This window comes from Bordetella genomosp. 9 (assembly GCF_002261425.1).
Lineage (GTDB): Bacteria > Pseudomonadota > Gammaproteobacteria > Burkholderiales > Burkholderiaceae_B > Bordetella_C.
Map to the genome: position 1 here is coordinate 786963 of NZ_NEVJ01000002.1, position 21888 is coordinate 808850.

General features: G+C 65.8%; 20 protein-coding genes and 1 pseudogene. 17 read left to right on the top strand and 4 right to left on the bottom strand.

The genetic code is table 11. The features are described from left to right. Window positions 1–36 precede the first annotated feature (36 nt). From CAL26_RS09660 to CAL26_RS09680, 5 genes are all read left to right on the top strand, one after another. Window positions 37–1599, top strand: a complete 1563-nt coding sequence (locus tag CAL26_RS09660) for a cytochrome ubiquinol oxidase subunit I (RefSeq protein ID WP_094846653.1) — start codon at window positions 37–39, stop codon at window positions 1597–1599. A gap of 11 nt (window positions 1600–1610) precedes the next feature. Continuing rightward, on the top strand, window positions 1611–2759 hold the full coding sequence (gene cydB / locus CAL26_RS09665) for a cytochrome d ubiquinol oxidase subunit II (protein WP_094846654.1): 1149 nt from the start codon (window positions 1611–1613) through the stop codon (window positions 2757–2759). A gap of 15 nt (window positions 2760–2774) precedes the next feature. Then, window positions 2775–2885 (top strand): cytochrome bd-I oxidase subunit CydX, encoded by a 111-nt coding sequence (cydX, locus tag CAL26_RS09670; protein WP_094846655.1) that lies wholly within the window; start codon window positions 2775–2777, stop codon window positions 2883–2885. Window positions 2886–2992: 107 nt separating this feature from the next. Further along, a complete protein-coding gene (locus CAL26_RS09675; protein WP_143277394.1) occupies window positions 2993–3823 on the top strand; it encodes a putative adhesin in 831 nt (276 codons plus the stop codon). After that, window positions 3820–4545 (top strand): hypothetical protein, encoded by a 726-nt coding sequence (locus CAL26_RS09680; RefSeq protein WP_094846657.1) that lies wholly within the window; start codon window positions 3820–3822, stop codon window positions 4543–4545. The genes CAL26_RS09675 and CAL26_RS09680 overlap by 4 nt, the downstream gene beginning before the upstream one ends. A gap of 132 nt (window positions 4546–4677) precedes the next feature. Here CAL26_RS09680 and amt read toward each other — a convergent pair whose 3' ends face one another. Together amt and CAL26_RS09690 are read right to left on the bottom strand one after the other, a co-directional pair. After that, window positions 4678–5916, bottom strand: a complete 1239-nt coding sequence (gene amt, locus CAL26_RS09685) for an ammonium transporter (protein ID WP_086064325.1) — start codon at window positions 5914–5916, stop codon at window positions 4678–4680. A gap of 32 nt (window positions 5917–5948) precedes the next feature. Then, the gene (locus CAL26_RS09690) at window positions 5949–6287 is read right to left on the bottom strand and encodes a P-II family nitrogen regulator (protein ID WP_066347801.1); all 339 of its coding nucleotides are present in this window, start codon (window positions 6285–6287) and stop codon (window positions 5949–5951) included. A gap of 242 nt (window positions 6288–6529) precedes the next feature. Between CAL26_RS09690 and CAL26_RS09695 the strand changes: the two are divergent. Then, window positions 6530–6772: pseudogene (locus CAL26_RS09695) on the top strand (accessory factor UbiK family protein); the annotation flags it as partial. A gap of 201 nt (window positions 6773–6973) precedes the next feature. Here CAL26_RS09695 and CAL26_RS09700 read toward each other — a convergent pair. Next, window positions 6974–7942 carry a LysR family transcriptional regulator gene (locus tag CAL26_RS09700; protein WP_094846659.1) on the bottom strand — a complete coding sequence of 323 codons (969 nt, stop codon included), beginning with the start codon at window positions 7940–7942 and terminating at the stop codon, window positions 6974–6976. A 182-nt stretch (window positions 7943–8124) separates the two neighbouring features. On the opposite strand from CAL26_RS09700, the gene CAL26_RS09705 reads away from it, so the two are divergent. The 7 genes from CAL26_RS09705 to CAL26_RS28310 all read left to right on the top strand — a co-directional run bounded on the left by CAL26_RS09705 (window position 8125) and on the right by CAL26_RS28310 (window position 14789). Further along, window positions 8125–9486, top strand: coding sequence for a DUF1446 domain-containing protein (locus CAL26_RS09705; protein ID WP_256988266.1), 1362 nt, complete (start codon window positions 8125–8127; stop codon window positions 9484–9486). A gap of 23 nt (window positions 9487–9509) precedes the next feature. Further along, a complete protein-coding gene (locus CAL26_RS09710) occupies window positions 9510–9821 on the top strand; it encodes a DUF4387 domain-containing protein (protein ID WP_094846660.1) in 312 nt (103 codons plus the stop codon). Window positions 9822–9867: 46 nt separating this feature from the next. After that, window positions 9868–10788 carry an SMP-30/gluconolactonase/LRE family protein gene (locus CAL26_RS09715; RefSeq protein WP_094846661.1) on the top strand — a complete coding sequence of 307 codons (921 nt, stop codon included), beginning with the start codon at window positions 9868–9870 and terminating at the stop codon, window positions 10786–10788. 34 nt (window positions 10789–10822) lie between these two features. Continuing rightward, window positions 10823–11893: an Ldh family oxidoreductase gene (locus CAL26_RS09720; RefSeq protein WP_094846662.1), complete on the top strand. Its 1071-nt coding sequence runs from the start codon at window positions 10823–10825 to the stop codon at window positions 11891–11893. Between the two features lie 73 nt (window positions 11894–11966). After that, a complete protein-coding gene (locus CAL26_RS09725) occupies window positions 11967–12944 on the top strand; it encodes a tripartite tricarboxylate transporter substrate binding protein (protein WP_179283306.1) in 978 nt (325 codons plus the stop codon). A gap of 161 nt (window positions 12945–13105) precedes the next feature. Beyond that, window positions 13106–14620 carry a YifB family Mg chelatase-like AAA ATPase gene (locus tag CAL26_RS09730; RefSeq protein ID WP_094846664.1) on the top strand — a complete coding sequence of 505 codons (1515 nt, stop codon included), beginning with the start codon at window positions 13106–13108 and terminating at the stop codon, window positions 14618–14620. Between the two features lie 10 nt (window positions 14621–14630). Beyond that, window positions 14631–14789, top strand: coding sequence for a hypothetical protein (locus tag CAL26_RS28310; protein ID WP_179283307.1), 159 nt, complete (start codon window positions 14631–14633; stop codon window positions 14787–14789). A 56-nt stretch (window positions 14790–14845) separates the two neighbouring features. Here CAL26_RS28310 and CAL26_RS09735 read toward each other — a convergent pair whose 3' ends face one another. Then, window positions 14846–17143, bottom strand: coding sequence for a phosphocholine-specific phospholipase C (locus CAL26_RS09735; RefSeq protein ID WP_094846665.1), 2298 nt, complete (start codon window positions 17141–17143; stop codon window positions 14846–14848). Between the two features lie 611 nt (window positions 17144–17754). On the opposite strand from CAL26_RS09735, the gene rpmI reads away from it, so the two are divergent. The 4 genes from rpmI to pheT all read left to right on the top strand — a co-directional run bounded on the left by rpmI (window position 17755) and on the right by pheT (window position 21884). Further along, complete coding sequence (rpmI, locus tag CAL26_RS09740; protein WP_006387997.1) at window positions 17755–17952, top strand: 50S ribosomal protein L35; 198 nt, start codon at window positions 17755–17757, stop codon at window positions 17950–17952. Between the two features lie 19 nt (window positions 17953–17971). Continuing rightward, window positions 17972–18331, top strand: a complete 360-nt coding sequence (gene rplT / locus CAL26_RS09745) for a 50S ribosomal protein L20 (protein WP_086064334.1) — start codon at window positions 17972–17974, stop codon at window positions 18329–18331. A 99-nt stretch (window positions 18332–18430) separates the two neighbouring features. Next, window positions 18431–19453, top strand: coding sequence for a phenylalanine--tRNA ligase subunit alpha (gene pheS / locus CAL26_RS09750; RefSeq protein WP_094846666.1), 1023 nt, complete (start codon window positions 18431–18433; stop codon window positions 19451–19453). A 13-nt stretch (window positions 19454–19466) separates the two neighbouring features. Then, window positions 19467–21884, top strand: a complete 2418-nt coding sequence (pheT, locus tag CAL26_RS09755) for a phenylalanine--tRNA ligase subunit beta (protein WP_094846667.1) — start codon at window positions 19467–19469, stop codon at window positions 21882–21884. The last annotated feature ends 4 nt before the right edge of the window (window positions 21885–21888 follow it).

The following is a 21888-nucleotide window of genomic DNA, read 5'->3' on the forward strand; positions in this document are numbered from 1 at the left end:
TACGATGGCGCCATCACGTAACACAAGGCCGATCCCATGGACGTAGTCGAACTGTCCCGCCTGCAATTCGCCCTGACGGCGATGTACCACTTTCTTTTCGTCCCCCTCACGCTGGGCCTGTCGTTCATCCTGGTCATCATGGAAAGCATCTACGTGATGACCGACAAGCCCATCTGGCGTACCGTCACCCGGTTCTGGGCGACCATCTTCGGCATCAACTTCGTGCTGGGCGTGGCGACGGGCCTGACCATGGAGTTCGAATTCGGAACGAACTGGTCGTACTACTCGCATTACGTGGGCGATATCTTCGGCGCGCCGCTGGCGATCGAAGGCCTGATGGCGTTCTTCCTGGAGGCCACCTTCGTCGGCCTGATGTTCTTCGGCTGGGAGCGCCTGAGCAAGCGCGGCCACCTGTTCGTCACCTTCATGGTGGCGCTCGGCTCGAACCTGTCGGCGCTGTGGATCCTGATCGCCAACGGGTGGATGCAAAACCCCGTCGGCGCCATCTTCAATCCCGACACCATGCGCATGGAAGTCAGCAGCTTCCGCGAGGTGTTGTTCAACCCCGTGGCGCAGGCGAAATTCGTGCACACCGTCAGCGCCGGCTACGCGACCGCGTCCGTGTTCGTGCTGGGCATCTCGGCGTGGATGCTGCTGCGTGGAAAATGGCGTGGCGTGGCGCAACGCTCCTTTGCGGTGGCGGCCTCCTTCGGCCTGGCGTCCGCGCTGTCGGTGGTGGTCCTGGGCGATGAAAGCGGCTATGCGCTGACCGACAACCAGAAGATGAAGCTGGCTGCGCTGGAAGCCATGTGGGAAACCGAGCCCGCGCCAGCCGCCTTCACCGCCTTCGGCATCCCCAGCCTGGCGGAGCGCACGACCCACGCCGAAGTAAAGATCCCGTATCTGCTGGGACTGATCGCCACGCGGTCCATCGACAAGCCCGTCGCGGGGATTTTCGAACTGGTGGCCGTTTCGCAGTCGCGCATCGAAAGCGGTGTGCAGGCCTACGACGCGCTGGAGCGCCTGAAGCTGCAGCCCGGCGATACCGCGGCGCGCGCGCAGTTCGAACAGCATCGCCGCGATCTCGGCTACGGCATGTTGTTGAAGCGCTATGTGCAGGATCCGCGCACAGCCGATCGCGCCACGATAGAGAAGGCCGCCTGGGATACGGTGCCGAACGTGCCGGTCATGTTCTGGGTATTCCGCATCATGGCCCTGATCGGCTTCATACAGATCGCGGTATTCGCCGTGGCCTGCGTCATGGCGGCGCGCCGGCGCTTCGACGCGCGCTGGCTGCTGAAGACGGCGATATGGATCATGCCGCTGCCCTGGATCGCCGTCGAGGCGGGCTGGGTGCTGGCCGAGCTGGGACGCCAGCCGTGGGCCGTGGATGGCGTGCTGCCGACCTTCCTGGGCGTGTCCAGCCTGACCGTCGGCCAACTGTGGACGACCATCGTGGGCTTCACCGTGCTGTACGGCGGGCTCGCCGTCGTCGAGGTGGGCCTGATCGTCCGCACCGTCAAGCGCGGCCCCTATGCGCACCACGAACCGGCCGCCCCGGGCCAAGGCATGCCTGGCGGCCTGGCCGCCGCTGAATAAGGAAAACCGATATGGAAATCCCGCTCGATTACCCGACGCTGCGCGTCATCTGGTGGGCGCTGATGGGCGTGTTGCTGATCGGCTTCGCCCTGACCGACGGCTTCGACCTGGGCGTCGCCGCGCTGCTGCCCTTCATCGCTCGCAACGACAATGAACGGCGCATGGCCATCAACACGATCGCGCCCACCTGGGAAGGCAACCAGGTGTGGTTCATCCTGGGCGGCGGCGCGATCTTCGCCGCGTGGCCTTTCGTCTATGCCGTGAGCTTTTCCGGCTTCTATATCGCCATGTTCCTGGTACTGGCGGCGCTGATCCTGCGGCCGGTGGGCTTCAAGTACCGCTCCAAGCGGTCGTCGCCCGCCTGGCGCAACGGCTGGGACTGGGCGCTGTTCGTCGGCGGTTTCGTGCCCGCGCTGGTGTTCGGCGTTGCCGTGGGCAATGTCCTGCTGGGCGTGCCGTTCCACCTCGACAGCGATTTGCGCGCGACCTACGACGGCAGCTTCCTGGCGCTGTTCAGTCCTTTCTCGCTGCTGTGCGGCCTGTTGTCCGCCACGATGCTGATCACCCACGGCGCGGCATGGCTGACGATGAAGGCGGAAAACGGCGCGGTGCGCGACCGCGCGCGTCGCCTGGGTTCGATCTCGGCCTTGCTGGTGATCGTGCTGTTCGCCGCGGGCTACTTCTTCGCCGCCCATGGCGGGCTGGGATATCGCCTGGAAGGCGCGGCCGATCCGGCGGGGCCGTCCAATCCGCTGCGTGCGGGCGCCGTCGCCGCGGCGGGCGCCTGGCTGGCGAACTTCTCGCAGTATCCCTGGATGATCGTCGCGCCTGTCCTGGGCTTCGCCGGCGCGCTGCTGGCCCTGATCGGCATCCGCATCGGCCGCGAATGGCCCGCGTTCGCCGGCTCGTCGCTGTCGGCGCTGGGCATCATCGCGACGGTCGGGCTGTCGATGTTCCCCTTCATTCTTCCCAGCAGCGTGAATCCGCGTTCGAGCCTGACCGTATGGAACGCGTCGTCCAGCCATATGACCTTGTTCATCATGCTGGTCGTGACGCTGGTGTTCCTGCCGATCGTGCTGCTCTATACGGCGTGGGCCTTCAAGGTGATGTGGGGCCGCTCCACGATCAAGGCCTTGTCCACCAATCCGGACCTTTACTGAACTGGGAGTAACGTCATGTGGTATTTCGCTTGGGTGCTCGGGCTGGGCCTGGCGGTGTGTTTCGGTATCCTCAACGGGATCTGGCTGGAGTATCACCAGTTGGATGAGCCGGATATGGAATCCTAGCCCTGACTGTTCGGGCAGCACATCGCCGCCAGGCCGATTTGCATGAGTGTGCTGCTCATCAGAATCTTCGTCTAACTGGCAAGTCGCGAACCTCGTAATGTGCAGGTATGCCCAAATTCATACCTGCCCGCCGTTATTCCGACGCGTCGGAATATGGGAAGTCCTTGCAGCGGCCGCTTCAGGCCAATCCCGAGCTGCCGGGATATTCGCAAGGTCTTGTATCCGCTCGCCGTCACTCCGACATGTCGGGATACCGGCCTTCGGTACGGTTGCCGCTCGAAGGCAAGCCACAGTTGCCGGATGTCGAGGTGCCGCCACGGCCATCTGAGCATTTTTCCCGTCTGACCGATGTTTCTGCCCGCTTCCAGCGCCTGCCGGACGAGGATGACCGCTATCGGTACGACCGCATCATTTACGATAAATATATCCTGTGGAGAATGAGGGGGAGGAGGAGCGCCGATCTCATTATCTCGTCTCATGGTTCCCAATTGCTTGGGCGTCAGAATATCGTGCCTCCGGCGACGGCCCTCTATTTCTACGGCCCGGATAATGCCCCGATTTTTACGTTGGATATCTATCTATCCTTCGTGGAGCTGGGCATAGACAGGCGGCCATACAACATCCTGCACGGCGGTCGGTTTTGTCCGGATTTCGCGCTGACCAAGTATCAGGACGAATTCGAAACTTATGACGATGTTTTGCGCTGCATGCGGGAGCGTCAGCCTTTCACTGACGTCGTCACCATAAGGCGAACGACGGGCAGGCAGCGTTGGCAGGACAGAGTGTTATTTTCCGAGCTTTTGGCGGACCTGCGTGGCAAGAATCACAGGTATTCCAAAATACACTGTATGTTCTGCCGGAGCTTCGGGGACGACACGGTTGACGAGTATCCCGCATTGGAGCCGTATGTGCGGAAACGCCACGTGGTGGGTCGGTGAAATACGTTCCTCCGCGGCGCCTGGCGCCCAAACGGTACTCCTACCGCCAAATTCCCGCATTCCAGCAACTATCCCATGCGCTCGGCGAGGCCGTCGCCGTACAGTTGGTGCAGGAGCTCAAGAGCACCTATCCAACCGCCGATACCGAGACGCTGGGCGTGGCGCTGAGCATGGAGGCCTCCTTGCTTAGCCGGCGAATCAGCCATTTCCATCGTTTGCGTGCGCTTTTGGCCGTGTCCTATTCGGCACGCCGGAGGGCAATGCTCCAATCCCCTGGGGATGCCGCGTCCGCAACCGATTGGATCGTCAAGGCGTCGCTGTCATCCAATGACCGAAGGCAGATACGCGGCGTCATCGATAGCTACGTGGCTTCCCGTGCCAGTCTGTCCAATATCGAGGAACTCGCCGTACTCAACCGGCGTCTGGCGCCAAATGCGCGGAAAGGGCCTCGGGTGATCGACATAACCGGTTCGCCGCTGCCGTCGTCCACTGCGGGCGCCGCCGTATTCAAGCAGGAGTCCTGGCGACTGCAACGGCTCGAAGGTCAGCCCATGTATCCGCCCTATTTGCTCGCCTGTGTTCTGGGCTATCACCCCTTTCCCGATGGCAATGGTCGAACGGCACGGGCCGCTTATGCAATTACCGCTATCCGGCAGGGCAGCTTCGAGCCGCTGGCATCCGAGGAAGAAAGGAAAATCTCGGGTTTGCATCCTCAGCAGTGAATGGCGCGGCTCGCAGGCGGGTGCTCCACGCGATACGGGCCCGGCGCCGCGATGCGGCGTATCCTGAAAAAAAAGCGCTCCTCGCGGAGCGCTTTTCTCTTGCACCGGTCCTTGAAGGACCGGTCAGCCATATCAGCTGTGGTAGGCGGATTCGCCGTGGCAGGTCGTATCCAGGCCTTCGCGTTCGACGTCTTCCGGCACGCGCAGGCCGCAGACCATGTCGGCGATCTTGTACGCGATCCAGGCGACGACGCCCGACCACACCAGCGTCAGGACGACGCCTTCGAACTGCACCCACAGCTGGCCGCCGATTTCGCCGGCCGTCTTCAGGCCGGGGCCGCCCAGCACCTGGGCATTGAACACGCCGGTCAGCAGCGCGCCGGTGATACCGCCCACGCCGTGCACGCCGAACACGTCCAGCGCATCGTCCGCCTTCAGCATGCGCTTCAGGCCATTGACGCCCCAGACGCAGATCACGCCGCCGGCGATGCCGATGACGAAGGCGCCAACCATGCCGACCAGGCCAGCGGCCGGGGTGATCGCCACCAGGCCGGCCACGGCGCCGGACGCGGCGCCCAGCATCGAGGGCTTGCCCTTCAGCGCCCATTCGGTGAACAGCCAGGCCAGCACGGCGGCGGCGGTGGCGATCATCGTGTTGAAGAAAGCCAGCGTGGCCTGTTCGTTGGACATCAGCGCGGAGCCCGCGTTGAAGCCGAACCAGCCGGTCCACAGCAGGGCCGCGCCGGTCATGACCATCGGCAGGTTGTGCGGCTGCATCGCTTCACGGCCGTAGCCGACGCGCTTGCCGATGACGTAGGCACCCACCAGGCCGGCGATACCGGCGTTGATGTGCACCACCGTGCCGCCCGCGAAGTCCAGCGCGCCCTTGGCGTTCATCAGGCCAGGCGCGGTCTGCGAGGCGAACCACACCATGTGCGCGATGGGCACATAGGCGAAGGTGAACCAGATGACCGTGAAGAGCAGCACCGCGGAAAAGCGGGCGCGCTCGGCGAAGCTGCCGACGATCAGCGCGCACGTGATGCCGGCGAAGGTCGCCTGGAAGGACGCGAACAGGAGTTCCGTCAGCGAACCGGTCATCGCGTACTTGCCGTCGGCCGGCGAGAACATGCCGGAAAAGAAGACGCGCGAGAAGCCGCCGAAGAAGGCATTGCCTTCGGTGAAGGCGAGCGAATAGCCGTAGATGAACCACAACACCAAGCCGACGACGAAGGTACCCATCACCTGCATCAGGACCGACAACACGTTCTTGCTTCGTACCAATCCGCCGTAAAACAGGGCGAGGCCGGGTACCGCCATCATCAACACGAGCAGTGTCGAGACCAGCATCCACGAGATATCTGCTTTATCCATTTCTTATGGCTCCTGTAGCGTCCTTATTGTGTTTACAGTGCTGCTTCGCCGGCTTCGCCCGTACGGATGCGAATGACCTGCTCCAGCCCGGCGACGAAAATCTTGCCGTCGCCGATCTTGCCCGTCCGGGCGGCCTGCTCGATGGTCTCGATGGCTTGTTCGACCAGGCTGTCCGGCACGGCGGCTTCCACGCGCAGCTTGGGCAGAAAGTCGACCGCGTATTCCGCGCCGCGATAAAGTTCGGTGTGGCCCTTCTGCCGGCCAAAGCCCTTGACTTCCGTCACCGTCAGTCCCTGGACCCCTATACCGGACAAAGCCACTCGCACCTCGTCGAGCTTGAAGGGCTTGATGATGGCGATGATGAGTTTCATGGCTGGTTCCTCTTTGGTTGCACGTTGGCCCTGCCTCTAAAGCAAAATCGATGCCATCTTTTTGGTTGAGGGGCGGGGCGATTTACCTTGGCTGCGGCGACGGGCCCGACGGTTCCGCACCTTATCGGTGCGCACCGTCACAAGGCATGCCCGCTTTTGGTGCATTTCCAGGTGCGTGCGGTGCAAGGCGCCGCGCAACGCTCTACACTGAGGACTGTCCAGGTATTAGGTAGGAGGAAGCCATGAACGCGACGCAATGGATGGAAGACCTGCAGAAGAACATCTCGGACCTGATCGCGCGCAGCCCCGCGGCGGACCTCGAGCGCAACGTCCGCGCGATGATGGCCCAGGGGTTCTCGCGGCTGGATCTGGTGACGCGCGAGGAATTCGACGTCCAGGCGGATCTGCTGGCCCGGACCGTGGCCCGGGCGGATCAACTGGCCGTACAGATCAGCCAGCTGGAAGCCCGGATCAATGTGTTGGAAGCCGGGCAGGCCAAGCCCGCGCCGGCCGCGCCGGCCGCTACGGCTACGGCAGGCACCGCGGCTAGCTCGGCCACCCCGGCCGCTTCGGCCGCGCCGGGCGCCCCCACCGGCGTACAGGGGTAGGCGGGCGGGGCTGCCACCGCCTCTTGGCCGGCAGCCCGCTCGCGCGAATGCCCGCGGCGCGGCGCACCGCTCGGCGTATCAGGGTGCGGCCGGCGCCTGTCGTGTCTGGAATTGCCGCGTCAGGAAGTCCAGCAGCGTTCGCGCCGAAGCGGACAGGGTGTCCTCGGACCGGTAGGCGATCAGGATGCGCTTGTTGGCCCACGATTCCATCAGCGGCACCGCGCTGATGCTGAGAATATCCAGGTACATATCCGCCAACTGCTTCAACACGAACGAAATGCCCAGGCCCGCATGCACCATGCGGCACAAGGCGTCGAAACTGTTGACGCGGATCTTCATGCGTATTTCCCGGCCGATCAGCCCCGCCTGCTGCACCAGCTTGGCGTTGTAGGCGCTTTCGGCATGCAGGCCGATCAGGGGCTCGTCCAGCAGCTCGGCGAAGCGCACCGACTCCAGTCCGGCCATGCGGTGCGTGCGCGGAAAAATGGCCACCAGGCTGTCTTCGCGGTAGGGGCGGCTGACCGCGGCGGCTTCGCCCAGGTACCAGTCGTTGCCGATGCCCAGGTCGGCGCTGCCGTCTTCCACGCTTTTCAGGATTTCGCCGCCGCGCTTTTCTTCCAGTTCGATGCCGACGTCGGGATACGTCCGCGAGAATGCCGCGATGTCTTCGGGCAGGTATTGGTCGATGGACGAGATGTTGGCGACCACGCGGACGGTGCCTTGCAGCCCCGACGCATAGCGGCCCAGGGCCGTGCCCATCAGTTGGAGTTCGGCGAGGGCGGCGGACGCGTAGCGCAGCACGGTTTCGCCGGCCGCCGTCGGCGTGATGCCGCGCGGAGAGCGGTAGAGCAGGGGGACCCCGACCGATTTTTCCAGGTCGGAGATGCGCCGGCTGACGGCGGACGGGACGATGCACGCCCGCGCCGCGGCCGCCGCGATGCTTTGCGCCTCGCAGGCGTCGACGAATAGTCGCAGCGACGTCAGGTCCAGCCTGCGCGTCAGCGTATCGATGGTCCCGTGTGCGTCTGATGCGCCGTTCGGGTTCATGGTCGTCCTCCAGATCCGTGGTGTAGCCCGGCCGTGCCTGGGCGGCCGTGCCTGACCGGCCGTGCCTGACCGGCCGTGCCTGACCGGCCGTGCCGATTCAGCATGCCCCCCTCTTGAATGAACGCTTGTCGGGGCGCGTGGCGAGCCGACATGATTCCACAAAACACGCGGGAGGTAGACACATGACGAATGAAGTGCGCATGGTTTCGGCCAGCGGGATCCTGGGCTATGGATTCCCCGAGGCGTCGCTCAAGACCGCCTTGAAGGCGCGCCCGCACATGATAGGCGTGGACGGCGGCAGCTCGGATCCCGGTCCGCATTACCTGGGCTCCGGCAAGACGCTGAACTCCGCGCTGCAGATGAAGCGCGACCTGCGCCTGCTGCTGCGCGGCGCGATGGAATTGAATATTCCCATGATGATAGGCACCTGCGGCGGCGCCGGCGGCGAGCCGCATCTGCAGGCCTGCGCCGCGCTGGTACGGGAGATCGCGCGGGAAGAGGGCATGGGCTTCAAGATGGCCCTGATCCACGCCGAGCAGGACAAGGAGGCCCTGAAGGCCGGCATCCGCGCCGGCCGTGTGCGGCCGTTGGGCAAGGCCGGCCCTTTGAGCGAAGACACCGTGGACCGCGCCGAGCGCATCGTCGGCATGATGGGCCCGGAGCCGCACCTGTCCGCGCTGCGGTCCGGCGCGCAGGTCATCCTGGCCGGGCGCGGCACCGACCCCGCGCCATGGGTCGCGCTGGCCACGCATCACGGTATTCCGCCGGCGCCCGCGTGGTACGCGGGCAAGCTGCTGGAATGCGCCTGCAACGCCGCCTTGCCGAAAAAGCACGACTGCCTGATCGCCACGGTCGGCACCGACTACGTGGAAGTCGAGCCCGCCAATCCGGAGCTGCGCTGCACGCCCCTGTCGGTATCGGTACAGGCCCTGCACGAAAGCGCCAGCCCCATCGTGCGTCACGAACCGGGCGGCGTGCTCGATACCAGCGCCTGCGTCATGCAGGCGCTTTCGGACCGGCGCGTGCGCATCTCGGGCATGGCGTGGCAGCCGGCGCGCTACACCATCAAGCTGGAAGCGGCAGCCTGCTCAGGCTATAGCGCGATTGCCTTTGCCGGCACGCGCGATCCGGGCCTGATCGGACAGCTGGACAGCTTCATCGCCGCGATCACCGAAGCGTCCCACACCAAGATCGCCGCGCTGGGCATCGCGCGCGACAGCTATCGCATCGTGATCCGCCTGTATGGCAAGGACGGCGTGATGGGTGAGTGGGAGCCCCTGCACGGCGTACGCAGCCACGAGATCGGCATCCTGGCCGAAGTCGTGGGGGTCACCCAGGAAATCGCCAATGCCGCGCTGGCCCTGACGCGCGTCACGCTGCTGCACAGCGATTTCCCCGGCCGCCTGTGCCGCGAAGGCAACATGGCCTTTCCCTTTTCGCCGTCCGACATCGAACGGGGCGCGGTCTATGAATTCACCATGCAGCACGTGATCCAGACCGACGACCCGCTGGGGATGTTTCCCATCGAATACGAGACCGTCTAGCCAAGCCTGCCAGGAGCCGCCTCATGATCAGACTCAAAGACATCGCCAAGGCCTGCAAAAGCAAGAATGCCGGCCCCTTCGAACTGACGCTGGACATCATGTTCGACAGCGAGGAAACCTTCGAAAAGGTGCGCCGTTGCGGCGTCGTCACGCGCGAGCGCATCGCCGCCTTGTACGGTGTGGCGCCCGACGACGTCCTGTTCACCGTATACCCGCCGGCGCTGGCCTTCAAGGCGACCCTGCCGCGCCGCATCGTGTCGGGCGCCATTGGCGACACCGATGTCTATGGCGCGCAGCAGCATGCGCCCCTGCTGGACCTGGAACTGCCGCTGTAGCGCGGGACGAGTCGCCGCAAGACGCGACCGGACAAAGGAGACTGCCATGTACGCCGCACCCCCGGCGATGAAGACCGAAGTCTTCACGCGTATTCCCGATCGATATCGCAAGGCCGGCCAGCTGTCGGAAGAGCGCCTGCGCGCCGGCAAGGGCACGCGCGCCACCGACAGCTATATCGAAGGCCCGTCCTTCGACAGGCAGGGCAACCTGTACCTGGTCGACATCGCCTTCGGCCTGGTCTTTCGGGTGTCGCCCGCCGGCGAGGTCACGCAGCTGATCGAGTACGACGGCGAGCCCAACGGATTGAAGATCCATCGCGACGGCCGCATTTTCGTGGCCGACCACAAGAACGGCATCCTGCTGCTGGATGCGGAGGCCGGGCGCGTCACGCCGCATATCCGGCGCGCGCGCACCGAAGGCTTCAAGGGTCCCAACGATCTGTTCTTCGCCGCCAACGGCGACATGTACTTCACCGACCAGGGGCAGACCGGCCTGCAGGATCCGTCCGGGCGCGTATACCGGCAGGGCGCGGACGGCTATTTCGAATGCCTGCTGGATAACGTGCCCAGCCCCAACGGCATCGTCATGAACCCGGCGGAAACCATGCTCTACGTGGCCGCCACCCGCGGCAACTGCGTCTGGCGCGCCATGGTGCTGCCGGATCGCTCATTGACGCGCGTGGGCCTGTTCATCCAGATGTCCGGCGGCGCCGGACCGGACGGCATGGCGGTGGACCAGGCCGGCAATCTCTATGTCGCGCATGCCGGCCTGGGCGCGGTGTGGAAGTTTTCGCCACGCGGCGAACCGCTGCTGCGCATCGATTCGTGCATGGGGCATATGACGACCAACATCGCTTTCGGCGGCAAGGACAACCGCGACCTGTTCATTACCGAATCGGAAACCGGCAGCGTGCTCGTCGCGCGCATGGATACGCCGGGCCGGCCGATGTATTCGCACGCGGACTGAACCGTACTACGGAACCATTACTACAGGAACCATCATGGAAGACACCACATCCGCCCAGACGGGCGCACGGCGTGTGGACCCGGCAAGGGTGCGCGAACTGGCCGCCGCCGTCTACGAAAGCGCCGGTGTGCCGGCCGGCGACGCCTTGCTCGCCGCCGATACGCTGGTGCAGGCCGACCTCTGGGGCCATCAGTCGCACGGCATGCTGCGGCTGGGCTGGTATTACGCCCGCCTGCGCTCCGGCGCGATGAAGGCGGTGACGGAAACCCGGCTGGCCGTGGATGCCGGCGCGATCGCGGTCATGGACGGCGGCGACGGCGTCGGCCAGGTCGTGGCCCGCCGCGCCGTCGACGAAGCGGTGGGGCGTGCGCGCCAGCATGGCGTGGGCGTGGTCTCCATCCGCAATTCGAATCACTTCGGCACCTGCATGTACTACACGCGCATCGGCGCGGAGCAGGGCTGCGTGATGATGTTGATGAGCAATGCCGGTCCCAACATGGCGCCCTGGGGCGGGCTGAAGAAAAAGATAGGCACCAATCCCTGGTCCATCGCCGCGCCCGGCGGCAGCCATCCGCCGGTGGTGATGGACATGGCCAACTCGGGCGTGGCGCGCGGCAAGATATACCTGGCCAACAAGCGGCGCGAACCCATCCCGTCGCACTGGGCCATCGACGCGCAGGGCAATCCCACGACGGATCCCAAGGCCGCGCTGGAGGGCTTCATCCTGCCCATGGCGGGCCACAAGGGCTACGTGATGGGCGTCATGGTCGACGTCCTGTCCGGCGTGCTGTCCGGCAGCCAGTTCCTGGATCGCGTCCATGGTCCCTACGACCCGGTCAATCGCAGCGGGGCGGGGCATCTGATGATCGCCTTGAATGTGGCGGCATTCCAACCCATCGAGGAATTCAACCGCCGTATCGACGCGTACATCGCTTCATTGAAGGACGTGCCGGTGGCGCCGGGCCATCGCCAGGTCTATTACCCCGGCGAGATGGAAGTCCAGGCCGACGCGGAAAACCGCGCCAACGGCCTGCTCCTGCCCGCCGATACGCTGGCCGATGTCGAGCGCGTCGCGCGCGAGGCGGGTGTGCCGTACCCATTCTGATTTCACGGGTTCGGCCGCCACGGCCGTCCCGCAAACAATCGGGGCGCGAGCCCCAAGAACAGGAGGAGATTCCATGAACCGCAGACTGATCATCCAGGCAGGCGTCGCGCTGTGCGCGCAAGCCGTGATCGCATCGGCGTCGGCGCAGTCGGCGTCCGACTTTCCCACGCGCACCGTGCGCATCGTTTCCGGGCTGGCGGCCGGCAGCAGCATGGACCTGGTCGCGCGCACCATCAGTCCCAAGCTGGCCGAGCTGTGGGGCCAGGCCGTGATCGTCGAAAACCGCGCGGGCGCGGCCGGCAACATCGCCGCCGAGCACGTCGCCCGCGCCGACGATGGCCACACGCTGCTGATCGCGCAGAATGCGATCACGGTCAGCGCGTCGCTGTATCCGCGCCTGAAGTACGACTTGCGCAAGGACCTGAAAGCGGTTTCGCAGGTGACCGCGATGCCGCACGTCGTGGTGGTGACGCCGACGCTGCCGGTGAAGAATCTGCAGGACTTCGTCGCGCTCGCCAAGTCCAAGCCCAACCAGCTGAATTTCAGTTCGGCGGGCATCGGCAATGCCGACGACATGGCGGCCGAGCTGTTCGCCACGATGGCGCATCTACAGATGATGCACGTGCCGTACACCGGCGGCTCGCAGGCGCTGACCGCGGCCGCGGCAGGCGACGTGCAGCTGTACTTCCCGGGCCTGCCGGTCAGCCTGCCGCTGGTCAAGGCGGGCAAGGTGAAGGCATTGGCGGTCACCAGCAAGATCCGCTCGCCTGCCTTGCCGGACGTGCCGACCATGCAGGAAGCCGGTTTGCCGGGCTACGAAACCGTGCTGTGGTACGGCGTCTACGCGCCCGCGTCCATGCCGGACGCCACGGTCAAGCGCATCTCCGCCGATATCCGGAAGGCCTTGGAGATGCCTGACGTCAAGGAAAAGCTGGGCGGCGCCGGCATCGACGTGGTGGGCAGCACGCCGGAGCAATTCCAGGCTTTCACGAACGCGGAGATCGATCGCTGGGCCACCATCGTGCGCGAGCGCAATCTGAAGGTGGATTGAGCCTGGATCGCCGACGCTGGAAGGGCCGGCGTCCGGCGATCGAACGCCGGCCGCCGCCCGCCACTGCCGGTCGGGACACGGCGTGACTTTTTCATCACCGCCATCGCACCCGATGGCGGTTCTTTTTCATACTGCGCTTTTCTTCCCGAACAAGCGCAGCCATGAGTCTTGCCGTCTTGAACAGCCGCGCGCTGGTGGGGCTGCACGCGGCGCCGGTCCACGTCGAAACGCACGTGGCCGCCGGCTTGCCGTCATTCGCGGTGGTCGGCCTTGCCGATGTGGCGGTGCGCGAAAGCCGCGAGCGCGTGCGCGCCGCCATCCAGAACAGCGGCTTCGAATTCCCTGCCGGGCGCCTGACCGTCAGCCTGTCGCCGGCGGACCTGCGCAAGGAATCGGCACGCTTCGATCTGCCCATCGCCGTCGGCGTGCTGCTGGCGTCCGGCCAGGTCGCCATGCCGGAGCTGCTGCGCAAGGACGGCGTGTCCACGCTGCCCAGGCTGGTCATGGCGGGCGAGCTCTCCTTGACCGGCGTGCTCGTCCCGGTGGCCGCGCCCCTGGCGATCGCCTTGGGGGTGGCGCGCGACCAGCCGGACGCGACGCTGATCCTGCCCGCGGCCAGCGCGGCGCAGGCCGCCCACGTGCCGGGCTTGCGGGTGCTGTCGGCCGGGACGCTTGCCGACGTGGTGGCCCATTTATGCGACAAGGCGCCTTTGCCGGTCGCCCAGCCCGCGCCCTGGGCTGCCGTGGCGGACGGCCCTTGCCTGTCCGAGGTGAAAGGGCAGGCGGGCGCCCGTCGCGCGCTGGAGCTGGCGGCCGCGGGCGGGCATAGCCTGTTGATGGTGGGACCACCCGGCGCGGGCAAGAGCATGCTCGCGCACCGCCTGCCGGGCTTGCTGCCGCCCCTGGCGCATCTGCAGGCGCTGGAAGTGTCCGCCATCGTGGGGCTGGCGATGGGGAATGCATCGTTCGATCTGCGGCCGCCGTTCCGGGCACCGCATCATGGTGCGACCGCGGCGGCGCTGGTGGGCGGCGGAACGCGCGTGCGTCCCGGGGAAATCAGCCTGGCTCACCATGGGGTGCTGTTCCTCGATGAGTTGCCCGAATTCGACCGCCGCGCGCTCGAAGCGCTGCGCGAGCCGCTGGAAACCGGCAGGGTATCGATCGCCCGAGCGGCGCGGACGTTGGAATATCCCGCGCGTTTCCAACTGATCGCGGCGATGAATCCTTGTCCCTGCGGCTGGCGCGGCCATCCGCGCATTGCCTGCCGCTGCACGCCGGAACAGGCGGATCGCTATCGCGCGAGGTTGTCCGGCCCGTTGCTGGACCGCATCGACCTGCAGATCGAACTGCCGCCGCCGGCGCCCGACTGGATGGACGGCCCGCCCGGCGAGGCGTCCGCGCGGGTGCGGGAGCGTGTCGTCGCCTGCCGGGAACGGCAGCAGGCACGCCAGGGCAAACTCAACGCCCGGCTCGATGCGCGCGAATTGGATGAGCATTGCGGCCTGACCGGCGAGGCGCGCGCTTTGCTGAGACAGGCGATGATCCGCCTGAACGCTTCGGGCCGCGCCGCGCACCGCGTGCTGCGGGTGGCCAGGACGGCGGCCGATCTGGAAGGCGCGGATATCGTCGGCGCCAGCCATATCGCCGAAGGCGTGCAACTGCGGCAGCCATCATGAGGAGACGAACATGCTGTATCGAACGAAAACCGGCGCGGCCCTGGCCGCCATGGTGCTGGCGCTGCTGTTGAGCGGCTGCGCCGCCGATCCCGCGCATCGGGTGAACGGCGACGCATGGCGCTATGGATTCAGCTATGCAGGCCCCAATTACCCGGATACCGGGTGGTGATGGCACCGGCCGCAAAGGCCGGCGCGTGCCGGGGGCGTGGGAAGGCCGGCAATGGCTTAGAAACCGTCCGCCAATCCCATGGCCGGATCGCTGACGGAATGGCGGCCCGTTTCGATGCGGCCGGCCAGGCGGCGCAGGAAGCTGGGGTCGGTATCCGCTGTCACCATCAGGTCATACCAGTTGCCGGTGTCGCGCAGCACCAGCGTCATGATGGCCTGGCGGCCCGGACGTACCGTCGCCGTCCAGGAACCACTGCGCCTGTCGACGTCGAAGTCGCCGCCACGGGCGCGCAGTTCGCCATACGCCTTGTTCGATCTGACGGTGAATTCCACCGGACGGTCGCCGTCGTTGCGCGCGGTCAGGCGCACATTGCCGCTCCTGCCGTCCGGCTCGAACTCGATTTCCGGGGCGGCGGCCTTGCGCTTGTCCTGCACGCCAAGATCGCCGGCCAGATGGCGGTGGAAGCCGTTGGGACCCAGGATCCACAAGTCGTACTTGCCGTTGTCGGCGCTCGCCGACCAGTCGTCCTGCAGCGAGCGGTGCGCTTCCACCATGTAGCGGCGTGGCACGCGATCCAGGTGCAGCTTGTCGTACACGTGAAAGACGGCGCCGGCATCGCCCGAATTGACGAACTTCAGCGTGACCTGGTCGCGGCGCGCGTCGGTCTCGACCTGCAGGCCCAGTTCATAGGGCAGGGCGCGCGACGGGCGTATGCCGCTGGCCTGCACCGGCATGTTCGGCGTGGCCGGCGGGTTGATCTTGGGCGCGCTCTGCTGCGAGGCGGTCAGCGCGTCGACCTGATCCTTGGTCGCGCTGCCGTTCAGCACCGGCAGCGGCTCGGCATTCGGATTCTCGAAGTTGAAGGCGCTGGTCAGGTCGCCGCACACCGCGCGGCGGTATTTGCTGATCTGCGGCTCCTGCACGCCGAAGCGCTTTTCCAGGAACATCAGCGTGGACGTGTGGTCGAAGACCTGGGAATTCACCCAGCCGCCGCGGCTCCAGGGCGAGACCACCCAGAGCGGCACACGGGGTCCGGGGCCATAGGGCCGGCCGTCCTGGGCGGGCTGGCTGGGCGTGGCCGGCGTGTAGTTGTGGTACTCGACGGCCATGTCTTCCGCGCGCAGCGTGACGGCGCCGGCCAGGCTGCCGTCCGGATTGTGGGAAGGCGCGGTGGGCGGCGGCAGGTGGTCGAAAAAACCGTCGTTTTCGTCGTAATTGATCAGCAGGACGGTCTTGCTCCAGACCTCCGGATCGGCGGTCAGCGCGTCCAGCACTTCCTGCACATACCAGCCGCCCTTGATCGGGCTCGACGGGCCGGGGTGTTCGCTATAGGCCGACGGCGCGATGATCCAGGAAACCTCCGGCAGCTTGCCGGCCTGGATGTCGGCGCGGAAGGTTTCCAGGAAGCCCTGCGGCATGGTGTTGGCGAAGCCCTTGGCCAGCGGGCTCAACGCGTCGTCCGTCAGCGGGTCGTAGGCCGGGCCGGCCAGGTTCACGTCCTGCGTGATGTCGGTCTTGGGCACGTAGACGGGGCGGCGCGACGGCGGCATCTTCTCGATTTCCGCGCGCCAGTGGCGGAAGCTCATCATTTCATTGCAGCCGTAGTTGTCGATCAGGCTCTGGTAGACCTTCCATGACACGCCGGCCTTCTGCAGGCGATCGGCGTAGGTGGTCCAGGTCCAGCCCTCGGTCGATGGGCCGATATCGTTGCCGCCGTTGTACTGGTTGTTGAGCACGGCGACGTTCACCGGGCCGCCTTCCGTCGGATCCAGGCCGTTCGGGCCGTTGGTGCCGGTCCAGTAGAACAGGCGGTTGGCGATGGTGCCGGTATGCATGCCGCAGTGATAGTGGTCGCAGAGCGTGAAAGCCTCGGCCAGCGCGCGCTGGAAGGGCACTTCGGCTTCTTCGTAGTAGCTCATGGACAGCGGGTTCTTGGCGTCCGGCCAGTTGCTCATGCGGCCCTGGTCCCAGGCGGCCTGCGTGTCGGCCCAGGTGTGCGGAGTGCTGCCGGCGCGCTGCGCGTTGCCCTGGTTTTCGTCCAGGTGGTAGGGCGTATAGGTGGTGGGCGGGCTGGTCTTGCTGTAGGTCTGGTAGAAAACGTTCTGGCCGTTGGCGACCGGTACCGCGAAGCGGTCGCCGAAGCCGCGCACGCCGCGGAAGGTGCCGAAGTAGCCGTCGAAGGAGCGGTTTTCCATCATCAGCAGGACCACGTGCTTGACGTCCTTGATCGTGCCGGTATCGTGGTGCGCCGGAATGGCCAGGGCGCGCCGGATACCCGGCGGGAAGGTGGCCAGCGCGGCGGCCGACAGGCCGGATGTGGCAACGTTCTGAAGGAACTTGCGGCGGGAGGTCATCGTATGCGTTTCCTTGGCGTGGGCTGCGAGGCCGCCGGATTCGGCGACGCGACAGAGCCTAGGGACGGCATGTGACCGTTGATTGGCGAGTCTTCGGACGGAGGCCGCCAGGAAAGGGCGCGCGGGTCTTCCTGCACGGATTACGCAACTTCCGTAACCGTTGTTGACGTTGCGTGTCGTCCGGCGGGGCGCTGGGGTGCGCCAGGGGAGCCGCCGCCGGCCAGGCGGCGCGGCTGGGGACAGGCGTAAAAAATGTTTCGAATTGGCAGATTGGGCATGAGACGGCTGCCTGTCGGCCGTCTGTCGCCGGCGCGCCACGCCGCCTTCCCGCCAGATCGGGGCGGGGCATTCGACAACCCGGCCAAAAATGCCATATAATCAAAGGCTTTCCGGCGTCGGCGTATGTCGGGAAAGCCAGGTAGTACCAGAATCAGTACCAAAATCAGTACCCCAGCAGTACCCAAGCAGTACCCCCAACAAGTGGTCCGGGTGGCTGAAGCCATCGAAGACTTGCGGCCGGTTTGCCGGCGCGCGGGCACCCGCGAGGCCATAACGTTAATCAACCTTCGTCCGGCGACGGACGGCACTCCGAAAGGAAGCAAGGGACTATCATGCCCAAGATGAAGACCAAGAAAAGCGCCGCCAAGCGCTTTCAGGTTCGCGGCAGCGGATCGATCAAGCGGGGTCAGGCTTTCAAGCGCCATATCCTGACCAAGAAGACCACCAAGAACAAGCGCCAGCTGCGCGGTTCGGCGGCCGTACACGAGACGAACGTCGCCTCGGTCAAGGCCATGATGCCTTTCGCTTGATAGATAACGGAGATCCACTATGCCTCGCGTCAAACGCGGCGTTACCGCCCGCGCCCGTCACAAGAAAGTTCTCAACGCCGCCAAGGGCTATCGCGGCCGCCGCGGTAATGTATTCCGCATCGCCAAGCAGGCGGTCATGCGCGCCGGGCAATACGCCTATCGCGATCGCCGCAACAAGAAGCGTACCTTCCGCGCCCTGTGGATCACGCGTATCAATGCCGCGGTGCGTGAGCACGGCGTCACCTACAGCGTGTTCATCGCCGGCCTGAAGAAGGCGTCCATCGATCTGGACCGCAAGGTGCTGGCCGATCTGGCCGTGCGCGACAAGGCCGGCTTCGCCGCCGTGGTCCAACAGGCCAAGGCTGCCCTGTCCGCCTGATCGTTTTCGACGTATCGCGCATTGCTGCAAACGGGGCTGTCATGGCCCTGTTTGCGTTTTTGACGGCCGCATTCGTGCCGCGTTTCCTAGGCTGATGCCATGACACTGTTGGTCGACGACCTGATCGCCCAGGCGAAAGAACGATTCGCGGACGCGCCCGACGCCGCCGCGCTGGAAAACGCCAAGGCGCGCTTCCTGGGCAAGGAAGGCGCGCTGACCGTGCTGCTGCGCGGACTGGCGCAACTGACGCCGGAAGAAAAGCGCGAAATGGGCGCGCGCGTGAATCGCGCCAAGCAGCAGATCGAAGAGCTGCTGAACCAGCGCCGCGCGGAACTGGCGCAGGCCGAGCTGGATCAACGCCTGGCGTCCGAAACCATCGACGTGACCCTGGCCGGACGTGGCCGTGGCGTGGGCGGCCTCCATCCGGTCATCCGTACCTGGGAGCGCGTCGAAACCATCTTCCGCTCGATCGGCTTCGACGTCGCCGACGGGCCCGAGATCGAGAATGACTGGACCAACTTCACCGCGCTGAACAATCCGGAAAATCATCCGGCGCGTTCCATGCAGGACACCTTCTACGTCGACATGAACGACGCCCAGGGCCTGCCGCTGCTGCTGCGCACGCATACCAGTCCCATGCAGGTCCGCTACGCGCGCATGAACAAGCCGCCGATCAAGGTGATCGCGCCGGGCCGCACCTATCGCGTGGACAGCGATGCCACGCATTCGCCGATGTTCCATCAGGTCGAAGGCCTGTGGATCGCCGAAGACGTGTCCTTCGCCGACCTGAAGGGCGTCTACACCGACTTCCTGCGCTGCTTTTTCGAAAGCGACGACCTGGTGGTGCGTTTCCGCCCGTCCTTCTTCCCGTTCACCGAGCCGTCGGCGGAAATCGACATGATGTTCACCAGCGGCCCGAATCGCGGACGCTGGCTGGAAATCTCGGGGGCGGGGCAGGTGCACCCGGTGGTGGTGCGCAATTTCGGCCTGGATCCCGAGCGGTATATCGGCTTCGCGTTCGGCTCCGGCCTGGAGCGCCTGGCCATGCTGCGCTATGGCGTGAACGACCTGCGCCAGTTCTACGAAGGCGATCTGCGTTTCCTTCGTCAGTTCAACGAATAACCTACGGCTGATCATGCAATTTCCCGAGTCCTGGCTGCGCGCGCTGGTCAATCCCTCCATCGATACCAAAGAGCTGGCGCATCGCCTGACGATGGCCGGTCTGGAAGTCGAAGACCTGCAGCCCGCCGCGCCGCCGTTTTCCGGCGTGGTCGTCGCCCATATCGTCGAGATCGCGCCGCATCCCGACGCCGACAAGCTGCGCGTGTGCCAGGTCGACGACGGCTCGGGCCAACCGCTGCAGATCGTGTGCGGCGCGCCCAATGCCGCCAAGGGGCTGAAGGTGCCGCTGGCGCGCATCGGGGCGCAACTGCCTGGTGAGATCAAGATCGGCAAGGCCAAGATGCGCGGGGTCGAATCGGCCGGCATGCTGTGCTCGGCGCGCGAGCTCGGCTTGTCGCAAGACCATGCGGGCCTGCTCGAACTGCCGGCCGACAGCGTGCCGGGCGCCTCGCTGCGCGACGTGCTCGACCTGGACGATACGCTGTTCACGCTCAAGCTCACGCCGAATCGCGCCGACTGCCTATCCATCCTGGGCGTCGGCCGCGAAGTCGCCGCCCTGACCGGCACCCCGCTGCACGTGCCCACCGCCGAACCGGTGCTGCCTTCGTTCGACGACGTGCTCGCCGTGGATATCCAGGCGCCGGATCTCTGCGGCCGTTTCGCCGGCCGCATCATCCGTGGCGTGAACGCCCGCGCGGCCACGCCGCAATGGATGAAGACGCGCCTGGAGCGCGCCGGCCAGCGTTCCGTGTCGGCGCTGGTGGACATCTCGAATTACGTCATGCTGGAGCTGGGCCGGCCCACCCACGTGTTCGACCTGGACAAGGTGTCCGGCGGCCTGACGGTGCGCTGGGCCCGGCCCGGTGAATCGCTCAAGCTGCTGAACGGCCAGGAAATCGCGCTGGACCAGGATGTCGGCGTGATCTCGGCCGGCGCAACGGTCGAGAGCCTGGCCGGCATCATGGGTGGCGACGCCACCGCGGTGACGCTGGACACGCGCAACATCTACGTCGAAGCGGCCTTCTGGTGGCCCGAAGCCATCGCCGGCCGCGCGCGCCGCTACAAGTTCAGTTCCGAAGCCAGCCATCGCTTCGAACGCGGCGTGGATTTCCAGGACATTCCTGAACACCTGGAATTCATCACGCGCCTGATCCTGGACATCTGCGGCGGCGAATGCGGCCCGATCCACGACAAGACCGTCAATCTGCCGCGCCGCGAACCCGTGCACATGCGCCTGTCGCGTTGCGAGCGGGTGCTGGGCGTGCATATACCGCGCGACGAAATCGCCGGCATCTTCACGCGCCTGGGCCTGCGCCACCAGATCGACGGCGACGTCGTGACGGTCGTGCCGCCGTCCTATCGTTTCGACCTGGCCATCGAAGAAGACCTGATCGAAGAAGTCGCGCGTATCCACGGCTTCGAAAGTATTCCGGACCAACCGCCCATGGCGCTGGCCAAGATGCGCGCTCCCCGGGAAGCGCGGCGCGGCCCGCATGCGGTGCGGCGCCAGATGGCCGCGCTGGACTACCAGGAAGTCGTCAACTTCAGCTTCGTCGAAGCCGACTGGGAGCGCGACTACGCCGGCAACACCGATCCCATCAAGCTGTTGAATCCCATCGCCAGCCAGCTGGCGGTCATGCGGTCCAGCCTGCTGGGCGGACTGGTCGCGAACATCGTCCACAACGCCAATCGCAAGCAATCGCGCGTGCGGGTGTTCGAGCTGGGCCGCGTGTTCTTCCGCGACGCCTCTGTGGCCGATGGCGAGCTCGCGGTGGCCGGCGTGCGACAGCCGCTGAAGCTGGCCGGCGCGGCCTGGGGCCCGCACGTGGAAGAACAGTGGGGCACGCCGACGCGGCAGGTCGACTTCTACGACGTCAAGATGGACGTGCAGGCGCTGTTCGGCGCGCGTGCCGGCGAGCTGCGTTTCGAAGCCGCCGCGCATCCGGCCTTGCATCCGGGACGCGGCGCGCGCATTGTGCTGGACGGCAAGGCCATAGGCTGGCTGGGTGAATTGCATCCGCGCTGGGCCCAGAAAGCGGAACTCGCGCACGCGCCGGTACTGTTCGAAGTGGACGTGGACGCGGTCCTGGAAGGCCGCCTGCCGCAAGTGCGCGAGCTGTCGCGCCAGCCGGTGGTGGTGCGCGATCTTGCCATGTGGGTGGATGCCGCGCTGCCCGCGCAGGCCATGCTGGACACCATCGCGCAGGCCATCGCGCAGGACCCGAAACTGTCCATCGTGCAGGACGCGCGGCTCTTCGACGTCTGGCGAGAAAAGACGCAAGTCGATGATTCTGCTAAAGAAAAAAGCCTTGCTTTCCGCTTCTGGCTACAGGACACTGACGCAACGCTGGACGAGCCGCGCGTGACGGACTGCCTGAATCGCATCAGGGACAAGCTTATTCAGGCCCATGGCGCGCGCCAGCGCGCCTGATGCG